This is a genomic window from Actinoplanes sp. DH11 (assembly GCF_020873875.1).
Classification (GTDB): domain Bacteria; phylum Actinomycetota; class Actinomycetes; order Mycobacteriales; family Micromonosporaceae; genus Actinoplanes.
The window spans coordinates 27,109-45,973 of record NZ_JAHWGU010000019.1; the positions used below are offsets into that span (position 1 = coordinate 27,109).

Below are 18,865 nucleotides of genomic sequence, written 5' to 3' on the forward strand. Positions count from 1 at the left end.
CGGATCGACTCGATAGTGTGGTTGACCTTCGCCCTGGGTGAAGGTTGAGACTGGGGCAGTGGAAGATCTTCTGCCGATCGGGGCGTTCTCGCGCGCGACGCTGATCTCCGCGAATACGTTGCGGGCTTACCACGAGTCCGGGTTGCTGGAGCCGGCTGCGGTGGACCAGCGGACCGGGTATCGCGGGTATCGGGTCGGGCAGCTCGGTGATGCGGCGGTGATCCGGGAACTGCGGGCGCTGGACGTGCCACTCGCCGGCATCCGAGCCGTCCTCGCCGCCAGGGATCCGGCAGTGACGCGCCGGGTGCTGGCCGAGCAGCGTCAACGGGTGCTGGATCACCAGGCGCACCTGGAACAGGTCCTGCGGGCCACCGACGAACTGCTTGCCGACCCGGGGGCGGTGACACCGGCCGAGGTGACCGAGCGGACCCTACCGCCGATCATCGCGTTCACCATCACCCGGGAGGTGCGCGAGGAACAGTTCGCCGAGTTCCTCGGGGAGGCGTACACGCTGCTCGACGCCGACGCCGACGCCGACGCCGTCGCTTCCGGGCCCTGGGGCGCGCTGTTCCCGGTGGAGTACCACGACGAAGCCGCCCCGGTCACCGCCTACGTGCCCGCCGAGCAGGGCGACACTGTGCTGCCGGGCGGGCGGTTCGCGGTCGCCGAGTTCGTCGGGCCGTACCGGAGCATGTCGGCCGTTTATCGGGCGCTCGGCGCCTGGCTGGCCGGGACCGGCCTCACCATCGCCGGGCAGGTCCGCGAGCGGTATCTGACCGGACCGGGCGACGGCATCCCCGAGGAACACTTCCGCACCGAGATCTGCTGGCCCGTGCACACCCTGGAGAACTGATGCTCACTCTCGCCCACGTCACGTTCGACTGCTCCGACGCCGCCGCGCTGGCCGGCTTCTGGGCGCAGGCCCTGCGCCGCCCGGTCGATCCTGGAGCCAACGAGCACTTCGCCACCATCGGCGCCGACGAGCACGGCTTGACGTTGATGTTCCTCAAGGTCGACGAGGACAAGGCCGTCAAGAACCGCGGCCACCTGGACCTGACCGCCGATGACCGGGAGGCCGAGGTCAAGCGTCTGGTCGGCCTCGGCGCCGCGTTCCAATCCGAGCATGACGAGCACGGCCACCACTGGATCGTTCTGCAGGACCCGTCCGGCAACGAGTTCTGCGTGGCGTGAGATCGGAAGCGCTCTGCCGCCGGCAGAGCGGCGAACGGTGACGGTGAACCACTGCTCATCAGGGTAGAGGCGCCGCCGGGAGCCGCGCCGGCGGCGATGCGCGCGGATGCGGTCGGCAGGGTGGCTCAGGGTCCCGATTGGATACCGCATCGTGGCGGGGGAGACAGCACAGCGAGCGGTGAGGTCACCGAGCTCAAACTCACCGGCCGTGCCGGTACCGTCCGCAGGGTTCGAGTCACCACTGCACTTCGATGGGTCGAGCTTTACAGCCGTATCGGCCTGCGGATGACCTACAGAACTGGCCTGGAAACACTGATCGCCGAGGTTGCGGACGACCACCCCCGACGGCGAGCCCGTGGAGGTGGGGCAGCGACTCGCTGATCGCTTACGACCACTAAAGAATCAAGGAATCAATCGTCTAGGTGCATAGGCCTTGGCGGTAGGCGTAGACGACCGCCTGCACGCGGTCGCGCAGACCCAGCTTGGCAAGAATGCTGGACGGAATTCAAGCGCTAGGCGTGACGCCAGATAGCTCGCGAAGCCCGCGGTCGACGAAATCGATCGCCCAGAGGAAGCTGGCGTAGATCTCGTCTTCGGTGTGCATGTCTCCCGCCGGCTCAATCAAGGAGAACCCATCCAGACCACGCGCGTACCCGTCCGACCTGCCCGACGCCCGCTGGGCTTTGATCGAGCGCGCGATGCCGTTCCTGTCGGCCGAGACGCTGACCGATGACGGCGAGACCAGCCCGCGCAACAACTCGTCGGTCATCACCTTGCTGACCGTCGGCGGTGACCGCCCGTTGTTCACCGGCGATGCGGCATCCCCGCGCTGGAGGCTTCTGTGCTGGGCGGCGTGGCTTGAGATCGCCCGATCGGCCATAGGCGAGCGACGATCGGCCACCGGACGCCCTGCGCGGCCTTGCTCTGCGGTATGACCCTGGGGGAGACGATGCCTACCCAGGAGCCCGCAGTGACCCTCCCGCAACAACGCACCTCGGCACGCACCATCGGCCTGGTCGCCGCTGGCGTAGTCCTCGCCGGCGCCGCCGGGGTAACGGCCGTCGCAGCCAGGGGCGGATCCGACGAGTCCCAGGCGCAACCTCCCCCGAGCGAAGCGCCGCGGTCGGCGTCGACGCCACCTTCCAGCGCTCCGATCCGAGCCGCACTCGAGGTGGGGCAGGTACACCGGTTCGTCGACCCGGATGGGGTGAAGGTGTCCGTAACCGTACTGGCACACAAGGCGGACGGCGAGAACTACGGGATCCAGGTGCGCACGTGCAACGGGGGCGACGAGCCGTTCAATGCCTCCACCCGGCCATGGGCGCTGTCGTACGGCGGCGGCGAAGAGCTGTCGCAGGACATTGTCTTCGGCGGCGGCCTGCTCGCGCCGGCCTTCGTTGAGAGCGAGCTGACGCCCGCGGCTTGCCGGAAGGGATGGATCAACTACGTCCGCGCGACTGGCGCGCCAGACGGCGCCGAGTACAGCGTTGAGGGCCTGACTCATGCCCGATGGGAGTGGTAAGGGGCCCGGATACGACGAAGGCCCCCGCCCCGCTCCGATGAAGGAGCAGGACGGGGGTGCTTCTGTGCTGGCCGACGCTTGGTACTGGTGAGACCGCCTATTCAAGTGTTGCGTGTTCCCGACTGAGGAAGCCTCCGCCGACTACGTCCCGTAGTTGAAGGGCGCGATGCAACCACAGCGTGGCATCAGCGAGCCGGGTCGCTCCCAGCGCAGACATCTGAGTGCGGGCCCGGGAATGCCGGCCCGGGGCGCCCGTGGGTGTCGTCGTGCCGGGCGCCAACGGGTGACGGGAGCTGGGCGCCGTGTGACCCCGCCACCCATGGGATCGCACCTGGTGGGTCAATCGTGCCGGTTTGACGGTGAATTGCTCGTGGATTACAGGTCGGCGAGCAGGTCGAAGAGCCGGGTGCGCGCCTGGTCGAAGGCGCCCTGCCTCTTCAGCCGCAACTCGTGTTCCGGCCGTGCCTGCGACTCGCCCTCGACGGCGGCGGCGAACCGGGCCTCGTACGGCAGGGACCTGCGGGCCTGCGGGACGCGGCCGCGGGAGAAGCCCAGGAGCGCAGCCAGGTACTCGCCGATCACTTCAGCCAACGCGGCGACGGCACCCCCGACAGCCAGATCCTGCGCTACCGCAACGGCCGCGCCGTCGGCAGACGCCGCTACGACAACCTGTGGAACCGCATCCGCAGCCAACCGTATATCGCCTGCGTAAGGCATCCGCAGAAGCAACATAGTAAGGGTCCCTGGATGGGAGCCCTTACTATGTTGCTGACTTGTACGGCTGATCAGCCTGATGGCTATCAAGTGCCACATGAACACCCAACATGGGCATAGATGCCGCACTTCTGTGTCCAAGGACCAACACTCGTGACACGCACACGGCGATCGCCATGAGAGAACTGACGCTAGCGCGAAGCCCGTATCGCGCGAGGCTGCCCAACAGACCTCGATGCTGTTGGGATCGCCGCCATCGTTCATGATCTCATCGACACGAGCCTGAGCACCGTCCGGAGGACTTCCATACCAGTACCGCGAACAACTTGTGCTCGGGCGATGGGCTATCAAGGTAAGTGGCCGACGTCTACCGCCGCCGCGGCGTGCGGCCACCCTCGGCGATCTACAACCTCGGTGACGTCGTCGCGTCGTGGGTGGTGGGACTGTCGGCGGCACCGCCAGAACCCTCAGGAGTCCAATGGAGATCTGTTCGGGTGATTGTAGGCAACCCGGCGGTGATGACAAGCTCTCATGGTGTCGAACGGACAGCGTAGAAAGTGGGCATCCCAAGCCCCAGCAGGATTGATCGTCGCCGTGATGCGCCAACCAATCCCGACCTGCAGGGAGCCAGGGATGGCGCTGAACCGATGGCGCGGCATTGCGTAATCAACGTCGCCATGTCCTCAACGCTGCATCGAACGAGCACGACAAGCCTTCGCTTGTCGCCCTCAGCGTTAAGCAACACCGGACAGTCAGGCTCAGGCCGCCAGGGCGACTCAGTGCCATGGCACACGGAGGTTCGCGCCTACTTCCGCCACAGGCCGCCAAGATATCTGGTACGAAGGAGGAGACCGATACGAATCGCAGCCCCCTTCAGTACAGCTGGCCGAAATGCCAGCCGATGCCGGCGCATTAGCCGTCAGATCGCCGACCGGGCCAGTCCGTGCCTCGCCTAGGCCCCGCCTTCATCTAGGTAAGGAAGATTCGGCAAGGTTCTTGGGTCGAACCGGCCCAAACCGCACTGACGCGAAGTCGTCGTCGCATACCAGTCCATGGGAGTGCGCTGGCTATATTTACGCCTAGTGTCGCGCTAGGATCTCAAGTTCACGCCCTCGAATAGCGCCCCACGCCCGTGCGCAATGTTCAACCACTGGAACCCTCCTTAAGGATGGAATGCTGATGGCCTCACGGGTATTCGTGAGCTTCGACTACGACCACAACGCCTTCCTCAAAGAAGCGCTAGTCGGCCAGTCACGCCTCCCTGATTCGCCATTTATCATCGCGGACTGGTCGATCAAAGTGGCATCGCCAGACTGGCAACAGGAGGCACGCCGCAGAATTCGCGCTAGCGATGTCGTGGCCGTCATCTGCGGGCAGCACACCCATACGGCCATTGGTGTTGCAACCGAACTTTCGATGGCGGCCAATGAAAGAATCCCATACTTTCTACTCAGGGGCTACTCGGATAAGACCTGCACAAAGCCCACAAGCGCCCGACAAAGTGATAAGATGTACGACTGGACTTGGCAAAACCTTAAGATCTTGATTGGTGGCGGACGTTGACATCAGCCGAGCGTGATCCAGCAGTCCTTGAGCTGTACAAGACGGCTGTAGAAATGGCCGATCGGGTCTCCGCTAGGCGATTGGCATCGAATACCTTCTTCCTTGCTACCCAGACAGGTTTCGTCACTTTCGTTGGCCTTTTTAAGCCAGCGCAGGGCGCGAACCCTTGGTGGGTTGATCTTGTGATGTCTATCGCCGGAATTCTGCTATCTCTATCGTGGTGGATGCAGCTTCGGAGTTATCGCGACCTCAATGCAGCAAAGTTCGACGTAATTATGAAGATTGAGCAAAACCTGCCGGTACGAGTTTTTGGCGACGAGTGGACAACCCTTAAAAGAGATCCCGTACCGCAATGGCGGGGCCGGTACGCCGAACTGGGGTTAGTAGAGCGCATCGTGCCGTGGGTCTTTTGCGGTCTTTATCTATCCCTCTTCATCGCGAAGGTAACCGCATGATTTCGTACTTAGATAAAATCGCCCTACTGGTAAGAGCGCATCTCCCAGCTCAAGCGATTCCCCCTGAGGACTCAGAAGACCTCTTCATCCTCTATGCACTTCTTCTGAGAGTAAAAGGTGAAGAGGTAACACTCTCTGACGTACATGATGCCTGGGCGTCTTGGATGGTCTTGAGGCGCGTTCAGCATAAATCCATTGTTCCCTTTGCCGACTTATCCGATAACGTACGGCGAGAAGATGAACCATACCTAAAAGCGATCCGACGCGCCGCCATAGACCTAAAGCTTTAACGCTTTACTAAAGCTAGTTGCCCTGCTTTGTTGCTTAGATCGGTCAATAGCGGCCGTTATGAGTTACACCCTCTACGGCACACCGGAATGTCGCACCGCCGCGGTCCACCGCATGATACGGGTATCTCTCGGCAACATAGTCAAACTCGAGATGAAGGGTGACTTAGCTAAACAGGCCCAAGCTCGGCTCTGATTGACCAGCGCTACCCTGATAGGGAGACCTAACCAGCAGAACTAGAGTACTCGCCCAACTGCGGATGGCCACAACTCTTCCCATGCACCGGCCCACTGCGTCAGAATATAGAGCATGTCTAGTCGCCGCATCGAAAAGCATGATGTCTTCTTTGCCTACGCAGACAACCCCGCCCTCACTGGCGAGGTTATGCGAGAAACGGCCACGGGTATCGCAAGGGCGACAGGGCTTGTCACGCGGACATGGCAGGAACTGGCTGTTGACGGAAAGATTGTCATCGACAAGGTATTCGAGGCCATCCGGCAATCCAAGGTAGTAGTTGCCGAGGTTGGCACTTTGAGTAGCAATGTCCTCTTTGAGGTCGGTTTCGCGATCGCGGCTGGGAAGCACGTTATCTTGTGCATCGATCAAACAAATGAGGAAGCCATGCGACTTTGGCGCGAATTCGCTTTATTGGGAAGCATAGGGCATGTCGGTTATAGGCAGAGCCACGATATCGTCGAAGCCTTCGCGAATGAAAGACCTGATGAGAACGAGAGCCGGCTGTGGGAAGATCTGCTGGTCACAGGTGGTGTGGTCCCCCGGATTCCAAGGTCGCAGTTCTACTTACCCAGTGGCTTGAGAAATGATGCAGACCGAATATTAGCCCGAGTTTTAAGGGACCGAACCACCCTCGCGGTCAATGAAGTCGATCCCGAGGAAAACGGTGTCGCTCCTTTGCCTTGGTTTGCAGCCAACGTTTATAAAGCATCTTCCGCACTGATTCATCTTAGGGGTCCACAAAGAGTTCGCGAGAAGATTCACAACGCTCGCGCGAGTATCCTGGGCGGCCTGGCAGCAGGTCTAGAACTGCCCACTTTAATGATCGCCGAGGAGGGTTTCGTCGCCCCCTTCGACTATCGCGACCTGATGCAAACTTATTCCACCACCAAACACCTGACCGAGCGGGTTAATAGCTGGCTTGACGAATTACCGGCAATGACCACAGGTAAGAGTGTGGGACGACGAGTCCTAAACGCAGAGCTCCCTGTTCGGGGATTCGGCGAGTACGTTGCCGAGTACGAAGAAGGCGACCTGGCGGAGTATTTCGTACCTACTGGCGAGTTCCAAGCGGTGATCGCATCTTCGTTGGCTGTATTCGTCGGAAGAAAGGGTACGGGAAAGACTGCGAATATGCTGCGAGCCGCCGAGCTTCTCCGTGCCGACAAGCGGAATGTTGTGACGTCAATAAAACCTTCCGGATATGAGTTATTAAGCATTCTAGAGGTTCTTTCTAAACTTCCGCGGCAAGAAGCATCGAATTTTCTTCTGGAAGCAATTTGGCAATACCTTCTCCTCACCGAGATTGCAATATCTGTAGTCGCCGATGCGGAGGAGCGGCCTGCTGGAATTTCTGTAAGCTCCCCGGCGGGAAAGCTGCGCACTTACTTACAAACCACCGAAGGAATGGCGGTCGACTTCGCAACAAGACTCGAAGGCCTCTTGAAAGAAGTCTCTGATCGGGCCGAGCAAATGCCGGCAGGGGTAGCAGCCTCTCAGAACTGGGTGACGAGGCAGATCTATAAGGATCATGTTGGTGAGCTTAAGCAACTGATCTCTGAGTCGGTTGCCGATCGCGAACGGATCGCCGTTCTTATCGACAACTTAGATAAAGCGTGGGACCGGGACGCCGACCAAGAGAAACAGTCTCAATTGATTCTAGGCCTGCTTGGGGCTGTGGGTAAGGTGGAAAAGGAGCTTCGACGCGCCGGAGCTGGGCGGAATCCAACCCGCGTCACTCTTGCAGTTTTTCTGCGCGCTGATATTTTTGATGTGGTTCGGAAATTCGCAAGAGAGCCCGATAAGATTACAACGCTCCAGATTCGCTGGACCGATCCCGAATTACGCGCACGAATCATTGAAGATCGTTATGTCTTTCAGAGAGACGGGAAGGCGGACCCAGATGATTTGTGGCAGGACTTATTCGCTGCGACCGTGAAAGGCGTGGAGACGAGGAGGTACATTCTTGAACGATCTCTTCCGCGTCCGCGAGACTTAGTATTCCTTTGCAATGCCGCCGCGGTCACAGCTTCTAATAGGAGACATTCGCGAATCGAGGAGGAGGACATCATCACTGCCGAGAGCGACTATTCGAGCTTTGCATTCGATGCTCTCCTCGTGGAAGGCGTTCAGACCGAAGAGCTAGACAACGTACTTTTTGAGTTCGCCGGAGGAGAAGCAACGCTAGATTGGGTAGCCGCTGAAGAGATTGTCGCCTCAGCCTCTACGGGTACAAGTTGCGACGAACTGATGACCATCCTTATCCGCTCGAACTTCTTAGGGGTTGAGGTTAACGATGGCGTCTTCGAATATGTTGCCGATGACCATAGCGAGCGCCGAGCGAAGGTGATGAACCGAAAGCTCATTAGCAGATTGGGACGTCCTGGGCGCGTTACAATCCATCCTGCGTTTCGCCCGTACTTAAGCATTGCCGAGAACTCGTCATCAGGGATGAATGGCTGACCGAAATTGCGACGTTCCGCTTCGTCACCCTATCGGCCGAGCCACTAAAAGCTCCTAACCTCGGCCCTTCGTTAAGGGCTGTCCAAGGAGTGAGCCGGAAACGCAGAAGTGCCTTCTGATCAGGGGAGATAGGGCTTGTCGAGAGTCCTAATCAACCCGTCACGGAAGGCACTTGCTGGGTGAAGACTGCCGCAACACGTCCGAAGATCATGGTGACCGGGGGCGGGCGGGGCGTGGTCGGTCACGCCGGTGCCCGGCTGCTCGCCGATCTCGCTGACAAGACCGGGTTGACCAGCGCATTCAGCCAGGCGTTGGCGGGTCTGCGGCAACGGCAGCGCGGGCACGACCCAGGCCGGATAGCGGTCGATCTCGCCGTGATGCTCACCGACGGCGGCGAGGCCATCACCGATCTGGCAGTGCTGCGTGACCAGAAGGCCTTGTTCGGGCCGGTCGCGTCCGATGCGACCGCATGGCGACTGTTATCGCAGCTGGACGCGACGATGCTGGCCGAGCTACGGACCGCTCGAGCCCGGGCCCGCGAGATCGCCTGGGCCCAGCATGCCGACACCCGCGGCGACGTGCCGCAGCCGACAGTCGCCGGCCAACCCGTCGACGGCCTGGTCCTCGACATCGACGCCACCATCGTGATCTGCCGCTCCGACAGGGAATCAGCGACCCGCACCTGGAAGAAGACGTTCGGGTTCCATCCGCTGCTGTGCTTCCTCGACAACACCGGCGAAGCCCTCGCCGGGCTGCTCCGCGAAGGCCGGGCCGGCTCCAACACCACCACCGACCCCGCTTCCCCTTGATCCGCCGGCACGGGTCGCCAACGATCCCGAGCAAGCTCTGATCGCCGCGCTAGACCAGGCGCCCGATGGCGGCCTCACCATTCGAGAACTCATCACCGCGACCGGCATGCGCCGCACGTGGATATACGACCGGCTGCAAGTGCTCGCCGCCACCAGCCACGCCCGGCAAGTGACCCGCGGGCGCTGGCGCGCCTGACCCGATCGTCCGTGCGGATGTCCGTCCGCTCGCGCGCGTCTGCGCACGTTAACGTGCGGACGGACAACGGACGGACGAGGACACAGGCGGTCGCGGCGATCAACCTTTCGCCGTCGCGAAGCTAAGCACGGTAAGGCACAACGCCAACGTCCCTCCGAAAGCGGCGCCGCCGGTCAACACAGCAAACGGGAGGCTTTGTTCGCCTACCCGAGCGAGGACGCCAGCACCCACGCCCACCGCAAAGCTAAAGAAGATTGCCAACGCAAGCCACACCGGGCGAGAAGAAGTCACACGGACAGGCTAGCAGGCGAGCGGCATTATATGGAAATGCATGCCTTTTGTCAAGTAGTGTCTCCCGCTCGTGTTGATGTCTCCCAGTCGCTCCGACAAGCCGAAGGTAGGTGGGAAGGAGGTCCGTCATCAGCGCTGCGAATCCCCACGAGGAAAAGGAGAAATCGCAGCATACGAAGCACCACGATGATCGAAATTGAGAACGGGCAGGTCAAGACGTCCTTAGAAGTCCCGCTGTCGCCTTCTAAGGACGCGTGTCGACCGAAGACCAGCAGGACCCGCAGGCCTCCAAAGCGTGGCAGCGATCCCGCGCCCGCAGCCTAATCGAGCCGACCGGCGGCGAGATCGTCGCCGAGTTCTTCGACATCGGGCTCTCCCGCTCGCTGCCATGGAAACGGCGCCCCGAAGCCCTCCGTCTCCTCGACGCCATCAAGTCCCCGGATCGCGACTTCGTCGCTGTCGTCATCGGCGAACCGCAACCAGCCAGTGGGTATGGTCCCGCACCGCATCCCACACCCCGTTGATCAGCACCGACCTCTACGAACGCGCCCAGCAGACCGTCAAGACGCGCGGCACGAACAGCGAGGCCGGCCGGGCGCCACGGCATACCGCCCGCCCGTACCTGTTCCGCGGCCTGATCACTTGCGGTATCTGCGGCCGCAAGATGGTCGGCAACCCGAACCGCGGCCGCCTCTACTACCGCTGCACCGCGAGCCGTGACTACGTCCGCCAGCACCAGATCAGCCACCCACCTGTGCTGTACCTGCGCGAAGACCAGATCATTGACCCCATCGACCGGTTCCTCCGCGACGAACTGACCGGCGCCGCCCTCGCCGACAACCTGCGCCGCGTGGCCGACGCCCAGCACCGCGCCGCACTCGCCGAGGCAAGGCAACCCAGACGACATCGCCAAGATCCGCCAAACGATCACCGACGCCGACACCAAGATCGACCGCTACCGCGCCACCCTCGACGCCGGCGGCGACCCAGCCCTCATCGCCGGCTGGATCACCGAGACCACCGCGATCAAGAATGCGGCCCAAGCCCGGCTCGACCTCACCGACGTACCGCCGCAGCGGATGACGGAAGATCAGCTCAATGCGATCGCCGCCGCGTTCAAGGACCTGCTCCGGCTGATCCAGGGAGCGGACCCGCGCGACCGCGCCGAGCTATATAGCCGCATCGGCCTGCGGATGACCTACCAACCAGGCCAAGAAACACTGAAGGCCGAGGTCGTCAGTGACGACTTCGGCCGTGTGTATAACGTGTGTCCGAGGGGGGACTTGAACCCCCACGCCCGATAAAGGGCACTAGCACCTCAAGCTAGCGCGTCTGCCATTCCGCCACCCGGACCTGCTGCTGTGCGGCTTGTCTTGGGCTTTCGCCCCGGCGAGCCGCACAGCTCGAAACTCTACACGGCCTTGAACTGCCTCCCAACCAGGGGTGGCCGGGCGGGGTGGAAGGGGGCAGCATGGCGGGGGTGGTGCCGCTGACGCAGGCTCTCGAACAGGCTCGTGCGCTCGTCGCTGCGGGTGATCTGGATCGGGCACGGCTGCTGCTGGAGCGTGCGGCCGACGCGGGTCGGGAGGCGTTGGGGGAGGACCACCCGGCGGTGCTTGCCACGCAGCTGCACCTGGCTGCGGTCTGTCGCCGTGCCGATGATCCGGGGGCGGCTCGGCGGGTGCTGGAGGAGGCCTACGACGCCGGGCGTCGTCGCCACGGTGACGGTGCGCCGGTCATGTTGCGGGTCTCTTACGATCTTGGGCAGGTGGCGGCTGAGCTCGGCGATCGGCGGGAGGCTCGGGCGGCTTTCGGGCGCGTTGCGACGTACGGGCCGGCGGCTCTCGGTGCGGAACACCAGGCGGTCGTCCGGGCGCGGGCTCATCTTCGGCAGGATCAAGATTCGGTACGCGGACCGGCAGCCTCCCCGCCCACTTCGGCGGCTCCGCCCGTACCGCAAGCAATGGCATCGCAAGACCCACCTCAAACCGTGCCGGGGCCGCGCCCACCTCCGCCACCGCCCACCCGGCCGCCCGGATCACTTCCGGACACGGACCTCTACCGACCGCAGAAGCCGACGCGGGATGGCCTCGACCCGGCGCGCGATGAGCCGGCGGAAGCGAGGGCCGCCCGGGTGAAGCGGGAGTCCCAGCACGGTGACCCGGCGGACGCGGCGCGTGGTGAGCAGGTAGCCGCGGCGCGTCGTGAGCCGGTGGACGCGGCGCGTGGTGAGCCGGCAGCGGAACCGGCGTGGAAGCCGGGACTGGCCGCAGGCACCTGGGGCACGCGTCCCGGGGTGCCTGAGCGGCCTCCGGAGCAGGCGGCTCCGCAGCCGGACCAGCCCGCCCCTGCACCGCCGGAGCCGGGCCCGGGAAACCATGAACCGGCGGATTTCATGTCGGGTGGCCGCCTGGTGGAAGCCCCGTGGTGGGACACCGCTCGCGGAGAGGACGCCCGTCCTGCGGCGCCCGGGCAGGAACCGACGCCGACAGTAGTAACGCCGCACCATCCGCCCGCGTCGGTTCCGCCGCCGGAACCGTCCGCGCCGCCCCCGTCGTTTGAGTCGCCCGCGAGGCCTTCAGATGCCGCTCCGCAGCACCGTCCGGAGCCTCGCCCCCACGCAGCGAGCCACCCGCGACCGGACGTCAATCCGCGGAACCGTCACATAGGGGACCCGTGGTGGGACACGGAACCGGACCGGAACGCCCCGTCTGAACAGCGCCCGCTCCCCGCCACCGAGCCGCAGACGGAAGATCCGCCCAGCGAGGCGGAGCGCCGCTGGCAGGAGGAAACGGCTCGGGTGCGCGACGCGGCATGGGCAGCGGAACCGGCGTGGCAGGGCCGTCGGCAGGCGGACGAGGCGCAGGGGGCCGACGACGCTGCCGGACCGGCTGACGGGACCGCGGAATCGTGGTCGGAAGAAGCGCCTTGGGACGAGCAGGAGGCCCTGTCGGAAGCACCGCACAGGACTCCGGCCTCGCAGGCGAGAAGTCGGTTCTGGGCGATTGTGCTCCTGGCGTTCGCTGCCGTGGCAGCGATTGTCGCGGCGGGCGCGCTGGTGTTCGTACTCGGTCAGCGTGCCATCTGAGACCGGTGGTCAGGGCACCTGGCGCATGACTGGAACCGGTCGTACGCGCAGGGCGGCGGGCACGGCGGACGGTCAAGGCGGGGGCGACTGGGACGTCCGAACGGGTCGCGGGGCGGTGATGGCGGGCGAGGTTGTCGGACCCCCTGCGTACGGTCCGGCGCATGGACACACTTGACCGGGCTGAGGCGTTTCTCTGGACAAACGCGCGGCTGCTCGACCGGCGGCGCTTCGAGCTTCACTTCCGTGGCGGTGATCCGGCTCGGGTGATCGACGCGGTGCGTGGCTACGTGAATGCGGACGGCGGGTTCGGGCATGCCCTCGAGCCCGACCTGCGGGGGCCGGAAAGTCAGCCGGTGCCGGTCGAGGTGGCGCTGGCAGTGATGGACGAGACCGGCGCGCTCGACGAGGAGTTGGTGGCCGGCTGCCTGCGCTACCTGGAGTCGATCAGCCGGGCGGACGGCGGGGTGCCGTGGCTGCTGCCGACGTCGAGTCCGCGCGCACCCTGGTGGGAGCCGGCGACCGGGTTGCCGGGGTCACTGAACCCGACCGCGTCGATCGCCGGCCTGCTGCTGAAACACGGTGTGCGGCATCCGTGGGTCGACCGGGCCACCGACTTCTGCTGGTCGGCGCTCGGTGAGGTGAGCGAGCCCGAGGCCTATGACGTGCTGGCCGTCCTCAAGTTCCTCGACCACGTGCCGGACCGGGCGCGCGCCGAAGCCGTCTGGGCCACGCTGAGCGCGGCCGTTCCGAGCGTGGTGGACGCCGACCCGGAGGCGGAGGGCGACACGCACGGGCCGCTCGACTTCGCCACCCATCCGGGGAGTCTGGCGCGGTCGCTCTTCGCCGACGACGTGATCGAGGGTCAGCTGGACGCGCTGGAGCAGCGGCAGAAACCGGACGGCGGGTGGGATTTCAGCTTCCCGTCGTGGACGCCGATCACCCGCCCCGAGTGGCGCGGCTGGGTCACCGTGGGAAGTCTGCTCACTCTGCGGGCCTACGGGCGGCTCGCTCCATGAGTTCGGCGACGGCCGCCTCACCCGTGGTCCGGGCGGGGGCGGGGGCGCCGGCCACGCGCGACCCGCCGTTGCCGCCCGGCGCTTCGCCGTTCCCGCCGGGCGCCCCGCCGCTGACGCCTGGGACCTCGGCGCTGACGCCGCTTCCGGGCGTCGCGCGGAGGCCGTCGATGACGCCGTCGATGTCGGCTGGCGACCTGTTCTGGCTCAGTTTCCACTTCGCCTCGAGGCGGCTGATCCGCAGTTCCACGCCGACGATCGCGCGCAGCTGGCCGCTGATGAAACGTTCCGGCGCGTCGTCGACCGACCACGGGTGTTCGCGGCCGGCCTCGTGCTTGCCGGTGAGGGCCCGGACCTGCGCGTCCAGCCATGCCGGGTCGTCGTGCACGACCAGTTCGCCGTAGGCGTGGACGACCACGTAGTTCCAGGTGGGCACGGTGCGGCCGTGTTCGGCCTTGGTGGCGTACCAGCTGGGGGTGATGTAGGCGTCCGGGCCGCGCACGATCGCCAGGGCCTCGCCGAGGACGGGGTGCCGCCACTGGTCGTTGTTGCGGGCCAGGTGGGTGTGGAGGGCGTGCGACGCCGGGTCGTAGACGAACGGCACCGGCGTCGCGAGCAGGCCGTCGGCGGTGGCCGTGATCAGGTCGGCGGTGCCGGCGGTGGTCAGCAGGTCGCGGGCGTCGGCGTCGGAGGCGGCGAAGTGGGTCGGCACGTACATGAGGGTCAGCCTTTCGAGCGGGTCCGCTGGGTCAGCTTTTCGAGCGGGTCCGTTGGGTCAGCACCACGCAGAGCAGCACCACCAGCGCCGCCCCGATTGAAGCACCGCTCACCTGTTCGGACAGAAGCAGTGCGGACCAGATGAGCGTGAGCACCGGCTGCACGAGCTGGACCTGGCCGACGGTGGCGATGCCGCCGCGGGCCAGTCCGGCGTACCAGGCGAAGAACCCGAGGAACATGGAGATCGCGGTGAGATATCCGAAGGCGGCCCAGGCGGCCGGCCCGGCCTGCGGGGGAGTGGCCACGGCGGCGATCACGGTGACCGGCACGGTCACGGGCACGGAGAGGATGAGAGCCCAGCAGATGGTCCGGGCGCCGCCGAGCTGCCGGGACAGCACGCCACCTTCGGCGTAGCCGAGTCCGCACAGGATGACCGCGCCGAGCAGGAACAGGTCGGCCGCGGACAGGTCGCCGTGCACCGCGCCGCTGGTGATCAGGAAGGTGAGCACCGCGGCGAGACCGCCGAGGCTGGACAGCCAGAACAGCAGCGGTGGCCGTTCGCCGGCCCGCAGTACGGCGAAGACGGCGGTCATCGCGGGTAACACCGTGACGACGACCGCGCCGTGCGCCGACGTGGACGTGGTGAGCGCCAGCGAGGTGAGCAGCGGGAAGCCGACGATCACGCCGAGGGCCACGACGGCCAGCCGCCGCCACTGCTCGCGGGTGGGTGCCTCGGCCCCGGCGTACCGCAGGTACGCCCAGGCCAGCGCGGCGGCGCCGACCGCGCGGCCGAAGGCGACGAACCACGGGTCGAGCTCGGCGACGGCGACCCGGGTGAACGGAAGGGAGAAGCTGAACGCGAGGACGCCCACAGCGCCGAGAGTCAGGCCCGCCGTTATCGTCCGGGACTCAGTAGCGCTACTCTGTACTGTCATGGAGAACGGTAACGCAGCCGATCGTGTTATCCAAGATCTTCGGCGGGTGGTGGCCGCCTCACCCCCTGGCGGGCAGCTGCCGTCGGTGCGGGTGCTCACCGCGCGGCACCAGGCCTCACCGGTCACCGTGGCCGGCGCGATCCGTCAACTGGTCGCGGAAGGCCTGGTGGAGACGCGATCCGGGCGCGGCACCTTCGTGGCCGCCCGGCCGGAGCGCACCGCCGGTGCCGCGGACCTGTCCTGGCAGACGGTGGCGCTCGGCCCGGCCCGGTCCGGGGAGCACGAGATGCAGGCGCTACTGGCGTTACCGCCGAACGGGGCGATCTCGCTCTCCAGCGGGTACCTCGACGCCGATCTCCAGCCGTCCGCCGCGCTCGGTGCCGCCCTGGCCCGGGCCGCCCGGAAACCGGCGACGTGGCAGCGCGGGCCCGCCGAGGGCCGCGAGGACCTGCGTGCCTGGTTCGCCCGGGAAGCCGGCGGTGGGCTGCGCGCCGACGACATGGTGATCTGCCCGGGCGGGCAGGCGGCGCTCTCCTCGGCGCTGCGTGCGCTGACCTCGGCCGGTGACACCGTGCTGGTCGAGTCGCCCACCTACCTCGGCGCGCTCGCCGCGGCCCGGGCGGCCGGGCTGCGGGTGGTGCCGGTGCCGGCGGACGACGACGGCGTACGCCCTGATCAGCTGGCGGCGGCCTTCGCCCGGACCGGGGCGCGGCTCTTCTACTGCCAGCCGCTGCACGCCAACCCGAGCGGCGCGACCCTGGCGGCGACGCGGCGGGCCGCGGTCATGGAGACGGTACGGGCCAACGGCGCCTTCCTGATCGAGGACGACTACGCCCGTGACCTCACCGTCGACGGCACCGCCCCACCGCCGCTGGCCGCCGGCGACCCGGACGGCCACGTCGTGTACCTGCGATCACTCACCAAACCGGCCGCACCGGGCCTGCGGGTGGCCGCGATCGGCGCCCGCGGGCCGGCCGGCGCCCGGCTGCGCGCGGCCCGCCTGCTCGACGACTTCTTCGTCGCCGGTCCGCTACAGGCCGCCACCTGCGAATTCGTGTCGTCCCCGGCCTGGACCCGGCACCGCAGGGCACTGCGTGTCGCGCTGCGTGACCGGCGGGAGGCCCTGCTGACAGCTCTGTCCCGGCACCTGCCCGACCTGGTGCCGTCCCGCATCCCGCGCGGCGGCATGCACCTGTGGGTGCGCCTGCCCGACGGCTTGGACGACACGGCCGTCACGACCGCGGCCGCCACCGAGGGCGTGGTCGTCTTCCCGGGCCGGCCATGGTTCGCGGCGGAGCCGGCGGGCGCGTTCCTGCGGCTGACGTATGCGGCCGGCCCACCCGGGCAGATGGACGAGGCGGTCCGGCGCCTCGCCCGCGCCTTCTGACCCGAACGAGAGACCGAGCAGCGCCGAACGAGAGACCGAGCAGCGCCGGACGAGACACCGAGCAGCGCCGGACGAGACGCCGGGCTGCCGCCTCGCCCGCGCCTTCGAGACGCACGAGAGACCGGGCCCGCGCCGGATGAGACGCCGGGCCGCGCCGGACGAGATGCGGGCAGGGCTGGGCGAGGCGCCGGCAGCGCTGGACGAGGCGCCCGGCAGGTCTGGACGAGGCGCCCGGCAGGTCTGGGAAGCTGCCGGGCGGCCGGGGGTCAGCGGCGGGCGAGGCGGCGGGCGCCCGACGGGCCGGCCTGGTACGCCAGCTCGTAGTGGGCGAACAGCGCAGGCTCCTCGGTGGCGGCGAGTTCGCCGTCGACGTCGATGCTCGGCGCGTTGCCGACCAGCTTCTTCTCGTACCGGACGCGGACCGCCTTCGGGGTGACCGTGGCACCGAGCAGGGGCACGAAGACCAGCTTGTGCCGGCCGATGAAACCGACCCGCACCGTCGCGAACGCCGGCTGGTCGCTCACCGTGTCGACGTACACCGCCTCCAGTTCGCCGATCTTGTCGCCGTCCGGGTCGATGACGCTCTCGCCACGCCAGTCACGCAGATTCTCAGCAGGGAACATGCCTGGGATGTGCCCTCGCCAAGGGTGGTGGAAACAGGCAAGAAGTATGTGCGGCGACCCCCAGGCCGAGGCCGGTCAGGACGGCCGTTCCAGGTTCGACGCCACGAAGTCGAAGGCGGCCGGGATCTGGGTGCGCCAGTAGTCGAAGTTGTGCTCGCCCGGCCCGAAACCACCGACCCGCGGCGGAACCGGGAGGCCGGCCCACAGTTCGCGGGCGTTGCCGTACAGGTCGTCGTCCTTGCCGCACCACAAGCCGACCGGCAGCCGGCCCAGCCGGGGCAGGCCGTCGAAGACCGCATCACCCGGCGTGACCGCGGGGGAGAAGGCAGCCACCGCCCGGACGAAGCCGGGGAACGTCGAGGCCAGCAACAACGCGCCCGCGCCGCCCATCGACCAGCCCCACGCCGCCAGCCGGCTGGTGTCGAAACCACGCTGCGCACACCACACCGGCAGTTCCTCGCGCACCATCCACTGCGGGTCGTCGCCGCCACGCGGGCGCCAGGCGAGGCGGTCGCCGGTGGCGCCGGCCAGCACGAAGGGGCGCGCCCCGCGGCGTACCGCATCGGTCAGGAAGTTGCCCAGACCGAGCGCGGAGAAGTCCGCCGGCCGTTTCGAGCCGCCGTGCAGGATCAGACAGACCGGCAGGCCGCGCCCGTCACCGTGGCCGGCCGGGACCGCCGTCCAGAAGTCCACCGACCGGTTCCGGGCCGCGGAGTAACGCTGCTCGAGCCGTTCCTCACCGGGCGGCACCACGGGCACGACCGGTTTCGCCCCGCAAGCGCCGAGCATCGTCAGCGCCCCGGCCGCCAGAAGATGTCGTCGTCGCATGCCTGATCAACGGCTGACATGCTGTCCGGATGTCATCAGCGACCCACGAGCCGCCGCGCGCGCAGATCGAGGCCTTCATCGACGAGCACCGGGACTTGCTCGCGGCAAGCCTCGACGGGCTCACCGAGGAGCAGGCGCGGCGGCGGCTCGTGCCGTCCCGGACCACCCTGCTCGGCCTGGTCCGGCACATGACGTTCGTGGAGAAGGTGTGGTTCGACGAGGCGGTCACCGGCCGGTCGCGTGCCGAGATCGGCATCCCGGCCACCCCGGACGAGTCGTTCGTGCTCGCCGACGAGGACACGATCGCGAGCGTGCTGGACGGTTACCGGCGGGCCTGCGAGCAGTCCCGGCAGGCGGTCGCCGGCCTCGGCCTGGACGACCTGCTGCCCGGCAACCGGCGCGGCCCGCTCCCGCTGCGCTGGGTCTATCTGCACATGCTGCGCGAACTGGCCCAGCACTGCGGCCACGCCGACATCCTCCGCGAGCAGATCCTCGCGGCCGGGAAGCAGATCCCGGCAACCGGACAGCAGACCGCATAGACGACGGCC

General features: G+C 66.5%; 19 protein-coding genes, 1 tRNA gene and 3 pseudogenes. 15 read left to right on the forward strand and 8 right to left on the reverse strand.

The annotated features are described in order from the left end of the window. Window positions 1–58: 58 nt before the first annotated feature. Window positions 59–853, forward strand: coding sequence for a GyrI-like domain-containing protein (locus LPA41_RS25655; protein ID WP_229073339.1), 795 nt, complete (start codon window positions 59–61; stop codon window positions 851–853). Continuing rightward, a complete protein-coding gene (locus LPA41_RS25660) occupies window positions 853–1,191 on the forward strand; it encodes a VOC family protein (protein ID WP_229073340.1) in 339 nt (112 codons plus the stop codon). The genes LPA41_RS25655 and LPA41_RS25660 overlap by 1 nt, the downstream gene beginning before the upstream one ends. A gap of 418 nt (window positions 1,192–1,609) precedes the next feature. On the opposite strand, the pseudogene LPA41_RS25665 reads toward LPA41_RS25660, so the two are convergent. Together LPA41_RS25665 and LPA41_RS25670 are read right to left on the reverse strand one after the other, a co-directional pair. Next, window positions 1,610–1,690: pseudogene (locus tag LPA41_RS25665) on the reverse strand (DNA-binding response regulator); the annotation flags it as partial. 6 nt (window positions 1,691–1,696) lie between these two features. After that, window positions 1,697–2,071, reverse strand: coding sequence for a hypothetical protein (locus LPA41_RS25670; protein ID WP_229073341.1), 375 nt, complete (start codon window positions 2,069–2,071; stop codon window positions 1,697–1,699). Window positions 2,072–2,161: 90 nt separating this feature from the next. On the opposite strand from LPA41_RS25670, the gene LPA41_RS25675 reads away from it, so the two are divergent. Further along, window positions 2,162–2,713, forward strand: coding sequence for a hypothetical protein (locus tag LPA41_RS25675; RefSeq protein ID WP_229073342.1), 552 nt, complete (start codon window positions 2,162–2,164; stop codon window positions 2,711–2,713). A gap of 375 nt (window positions 2,714–3,088) precedes the next feature. Here the strand turns inward: LPA41_RS25675 and LPA41_RS25680 are convergent, their stop codons facing one another. Then, window positions 3,089–3,304 carry a hypothetical protein gene (locus LPA41_RS25680; RefSeq protein ID WP_229073343.1) on the reverse strand — a complete coding sequence of 72 codons (216 nt, stop codon included), beginning with the start codon at window positions 3,302–3,304 and terminating at the stop codon, window positions 3,089–3,091. Between the two features lie 1,320 nt (window positions 3,305–4,624). Between LPA41_RS25680 and LPA41_RS25685 the strand changes: the two genes are divergently transcribed. The 7 genes and pseudogenes from LPA41_RS25685 (at window position 4,625) to LPA41_RS25710 (ending at window position 11,030) form a co-directional block, all read left to right on the forward strand. After that, the gene (locus LPA41_RS25685) at window positions 4,625–4,990 is read left to right on the forward strand and encodes a hypothetical protein (RefSeq protein WP_229073344.1); all 366 of its coding nucleotides are present in this window, start codon (window positions 4,625–4,627) and stop codon (window positions 4,988–4,990) included. Beyond that, on the forward strand, window positions 4,987–5,445 hold the full coding sequence (locus LPA41_RS25690; RefSeq protein WP_229073345.1) for a hypothetical protein: 459 nt from the start codon (window positions 4,987–4,989) through the stop codon (window positions 5,443–5,445). The genes LPA41_RS25685 and LPA41_RS25690 overlap by 4 nt, the downstream gene beginning before the upstream one ends. A gap of 597 nt (window positions 5,446–6,042) precedes the next feature. After that, on the forward strand, window positions 6,043–8,430 hold the full coding sequence (locus LPA41_RS25695) for a P-loop ATPase, Sll1717 family (RefSeq protein ID WP_229073346.1): 2,388 nt from the start codon (window positions 6,043–6,045) through the stop codon (window positions 8,428–8,430). 128 nt (window positions 8,431–8,558) lie between these two features. Further along, window positions 8,559–9,233: pseudogene (locus LPA41_RS25700) on the forward strand (transposase); the annotation flags it as partial. Window positions 9,234–9,980: 747 nt separating this feature from the next. Then, entirely contained in the window at window positions 9,981–10,250 is a 270-nt protein-coding gene (locus LPA41_RS25705; protein ID WP_229073347.1) for a hypothetical protein, read from the forward strand. Window positions 10,251–10,390: 140 nt separating this feature from the next. Then, window positions 10,391–10,903 carry a hypothetical protein gene (locus tag LPA41_RS43330; RefSeq protein ID WP_374238211.1) on the forward strand — a complete coding sequence of 171 codons (513 nt, stop codon included), beginning with the start codon at window positions 10,391–10,393 and terminating at the stop codon, window positions 10,901–10,903. Next, window positions 10,806–11,030: a hypothetical protein gene (locus tag LPA41_RS25710; protein ID WP_229073348.1), complete on the forward strand. Its 225-nt coding sequence runs from the start codon at window positions 10,806–10,808 to the stop codon at window positions 11,028–11,030. Before LPA41_RS43330 ends, LPA41_RS25710 begins: the two co-directional genes overlap by 98 nt. On the opposite strand, the gene LPA41_RS25715 is transcribed toward LPA41_RS25710, so the two are convergent. After that, a tRNA-Leu gene (locus tag LPA41_RS25715) sits at window positions 10,995–11,079 on the reverse strand. The two genes, LPA41_RS25710 and LPA41_RS25715, sit on opposite strands and share 36 nt — an antisense overlap. Window positions 11,080–11,197: 118 nt before the next feature. On the opposite strand from LPA41_RS25715, the pseudogene LPA41_RS43335 reads away from it, so the two are divergent. From LPA41_RS43335 to LPA41_RS25730, 3 genes and pseudogenes are all read left to right on the forward strand, one after another. After that, window positions 11,198–11,485 (forward strand): annotated as a pseudogene (locus LPA41_RS43335) (tetratricopeptide repeat protein); the annotation flags it as partial. A gap of 1,041 nt (window positions 11,486–12,526) precedes the next feature. Further along, on the forward strand, window positions 12,527–12,814 hold the full coding sequence (locus LPA41_RS25725) for a hypothetical protein (RefSeq protein WP_229073350.1): 288 nt from the start codon (window positions 12,527–12,529) through the stop codon (window positions 12,812–12,814). 161 nt (window positions 12,815–12,975) lie between these two features. After that, window positions 12,976–13,830, forward strand: coding sequence for a hypothetical protein (locus LPA41_RS25730; protein ID WP_229073351.1), 855 nt, complete (start codon window positions 12,976–12,978; stop codon window positions 13,828–13,830). On the opposite strand, the gene LPA41_RS25735 is transcribed toward LPA41_RS25730, so the two are convergent. Next, window positions 13,796–14,545, reverse strand: a complete 750-nt coding sequence (locus tag LPA41_RS25735) for an FMN-binding negative transcriptional regulator (RefSeq protein ID WP_229073352.1) — start codon at window positions 14,543–14,545, stop codon at window positions 13,796–13,798. The genes LPA41_RS25730 and LPA41_RS25735 overlap by 35 nt on opposite strands. A 31-nt stretch (window positions 14,546–14,576) precedes the next feature. Beyond that, a complete protein-coding gene (locus LPA41_RS25740) occupies window positions 14,577–15,416 on the reverse strand; it encodes a DMT family transporter (protein ID WP_229073353.1) in 840 nt (279 codons plus the stop codon). 61 nt (window positions 15,417–15,477) lie between these two features. Between LPA41_RS25740 and LPA41_RS25745 the strand changes: the two genes are divergently transcribed. Next, a complete protein-coding gene (locus LPA41_RS25745; protein WP_229073354.1) occupies window positions 15,478–16,866 on the forward strand; it encodes a PLP-dependent aminotransferase family protein in 1,389 nt (462 codons plus the stop codon). 266 nt (window positions 16,867–17,132) lie between these two features. Here the strand turns inward: LPA41_RS25745 and LPA41_RS25750 are convergent, their stop codons facing one another. Beyond that, window positions 17,133–17,489 carry a PRC-barrel domain-containing protein gene (locus LPA41_RS25750; protein WP_229073355.1) on the reverse strand — a complete coding sequence of 119 codons (357 nt, stop codon included), beginning with the start codon at window positions 17,487–17,489 and terminating at the stop codon, window positions 17,133–17,135. Between the two features lie 75 nt (window positions 17,490–17,564). Then, window positions 17,565–18,317 carry an alpha/beta hydrolase-fold protein gene (locus tag LPA41_RS25755; RefSeq protein ID WP_374238208.1) on the reverse strand — a complete coding sequence of 251 codons (753 nt, stop codon included), beginning with the start codon at window positions 18,315–18,317 and terminating at the stop codon, window positions 17,565–17,567. 29 nt (window positions 18,318–18,346) lie between these two features. Between LPA41_RS25755 and LPA41_RS25760 the strand changes: the two genes are divergently transcribed. Then, on the forward strand, window positions 18,347–18,856 hold the full coding sequence (locus LPA41_RS25760) for a DinB family protein (RefSeq protein WP_229073356.1): 510 nt from the start codon (window positions 18,347–18,349) through the stop codon (window positions 18,854–18,856). Window positions 18,857–18,865 lie beyond the last annotated feature (9 nt).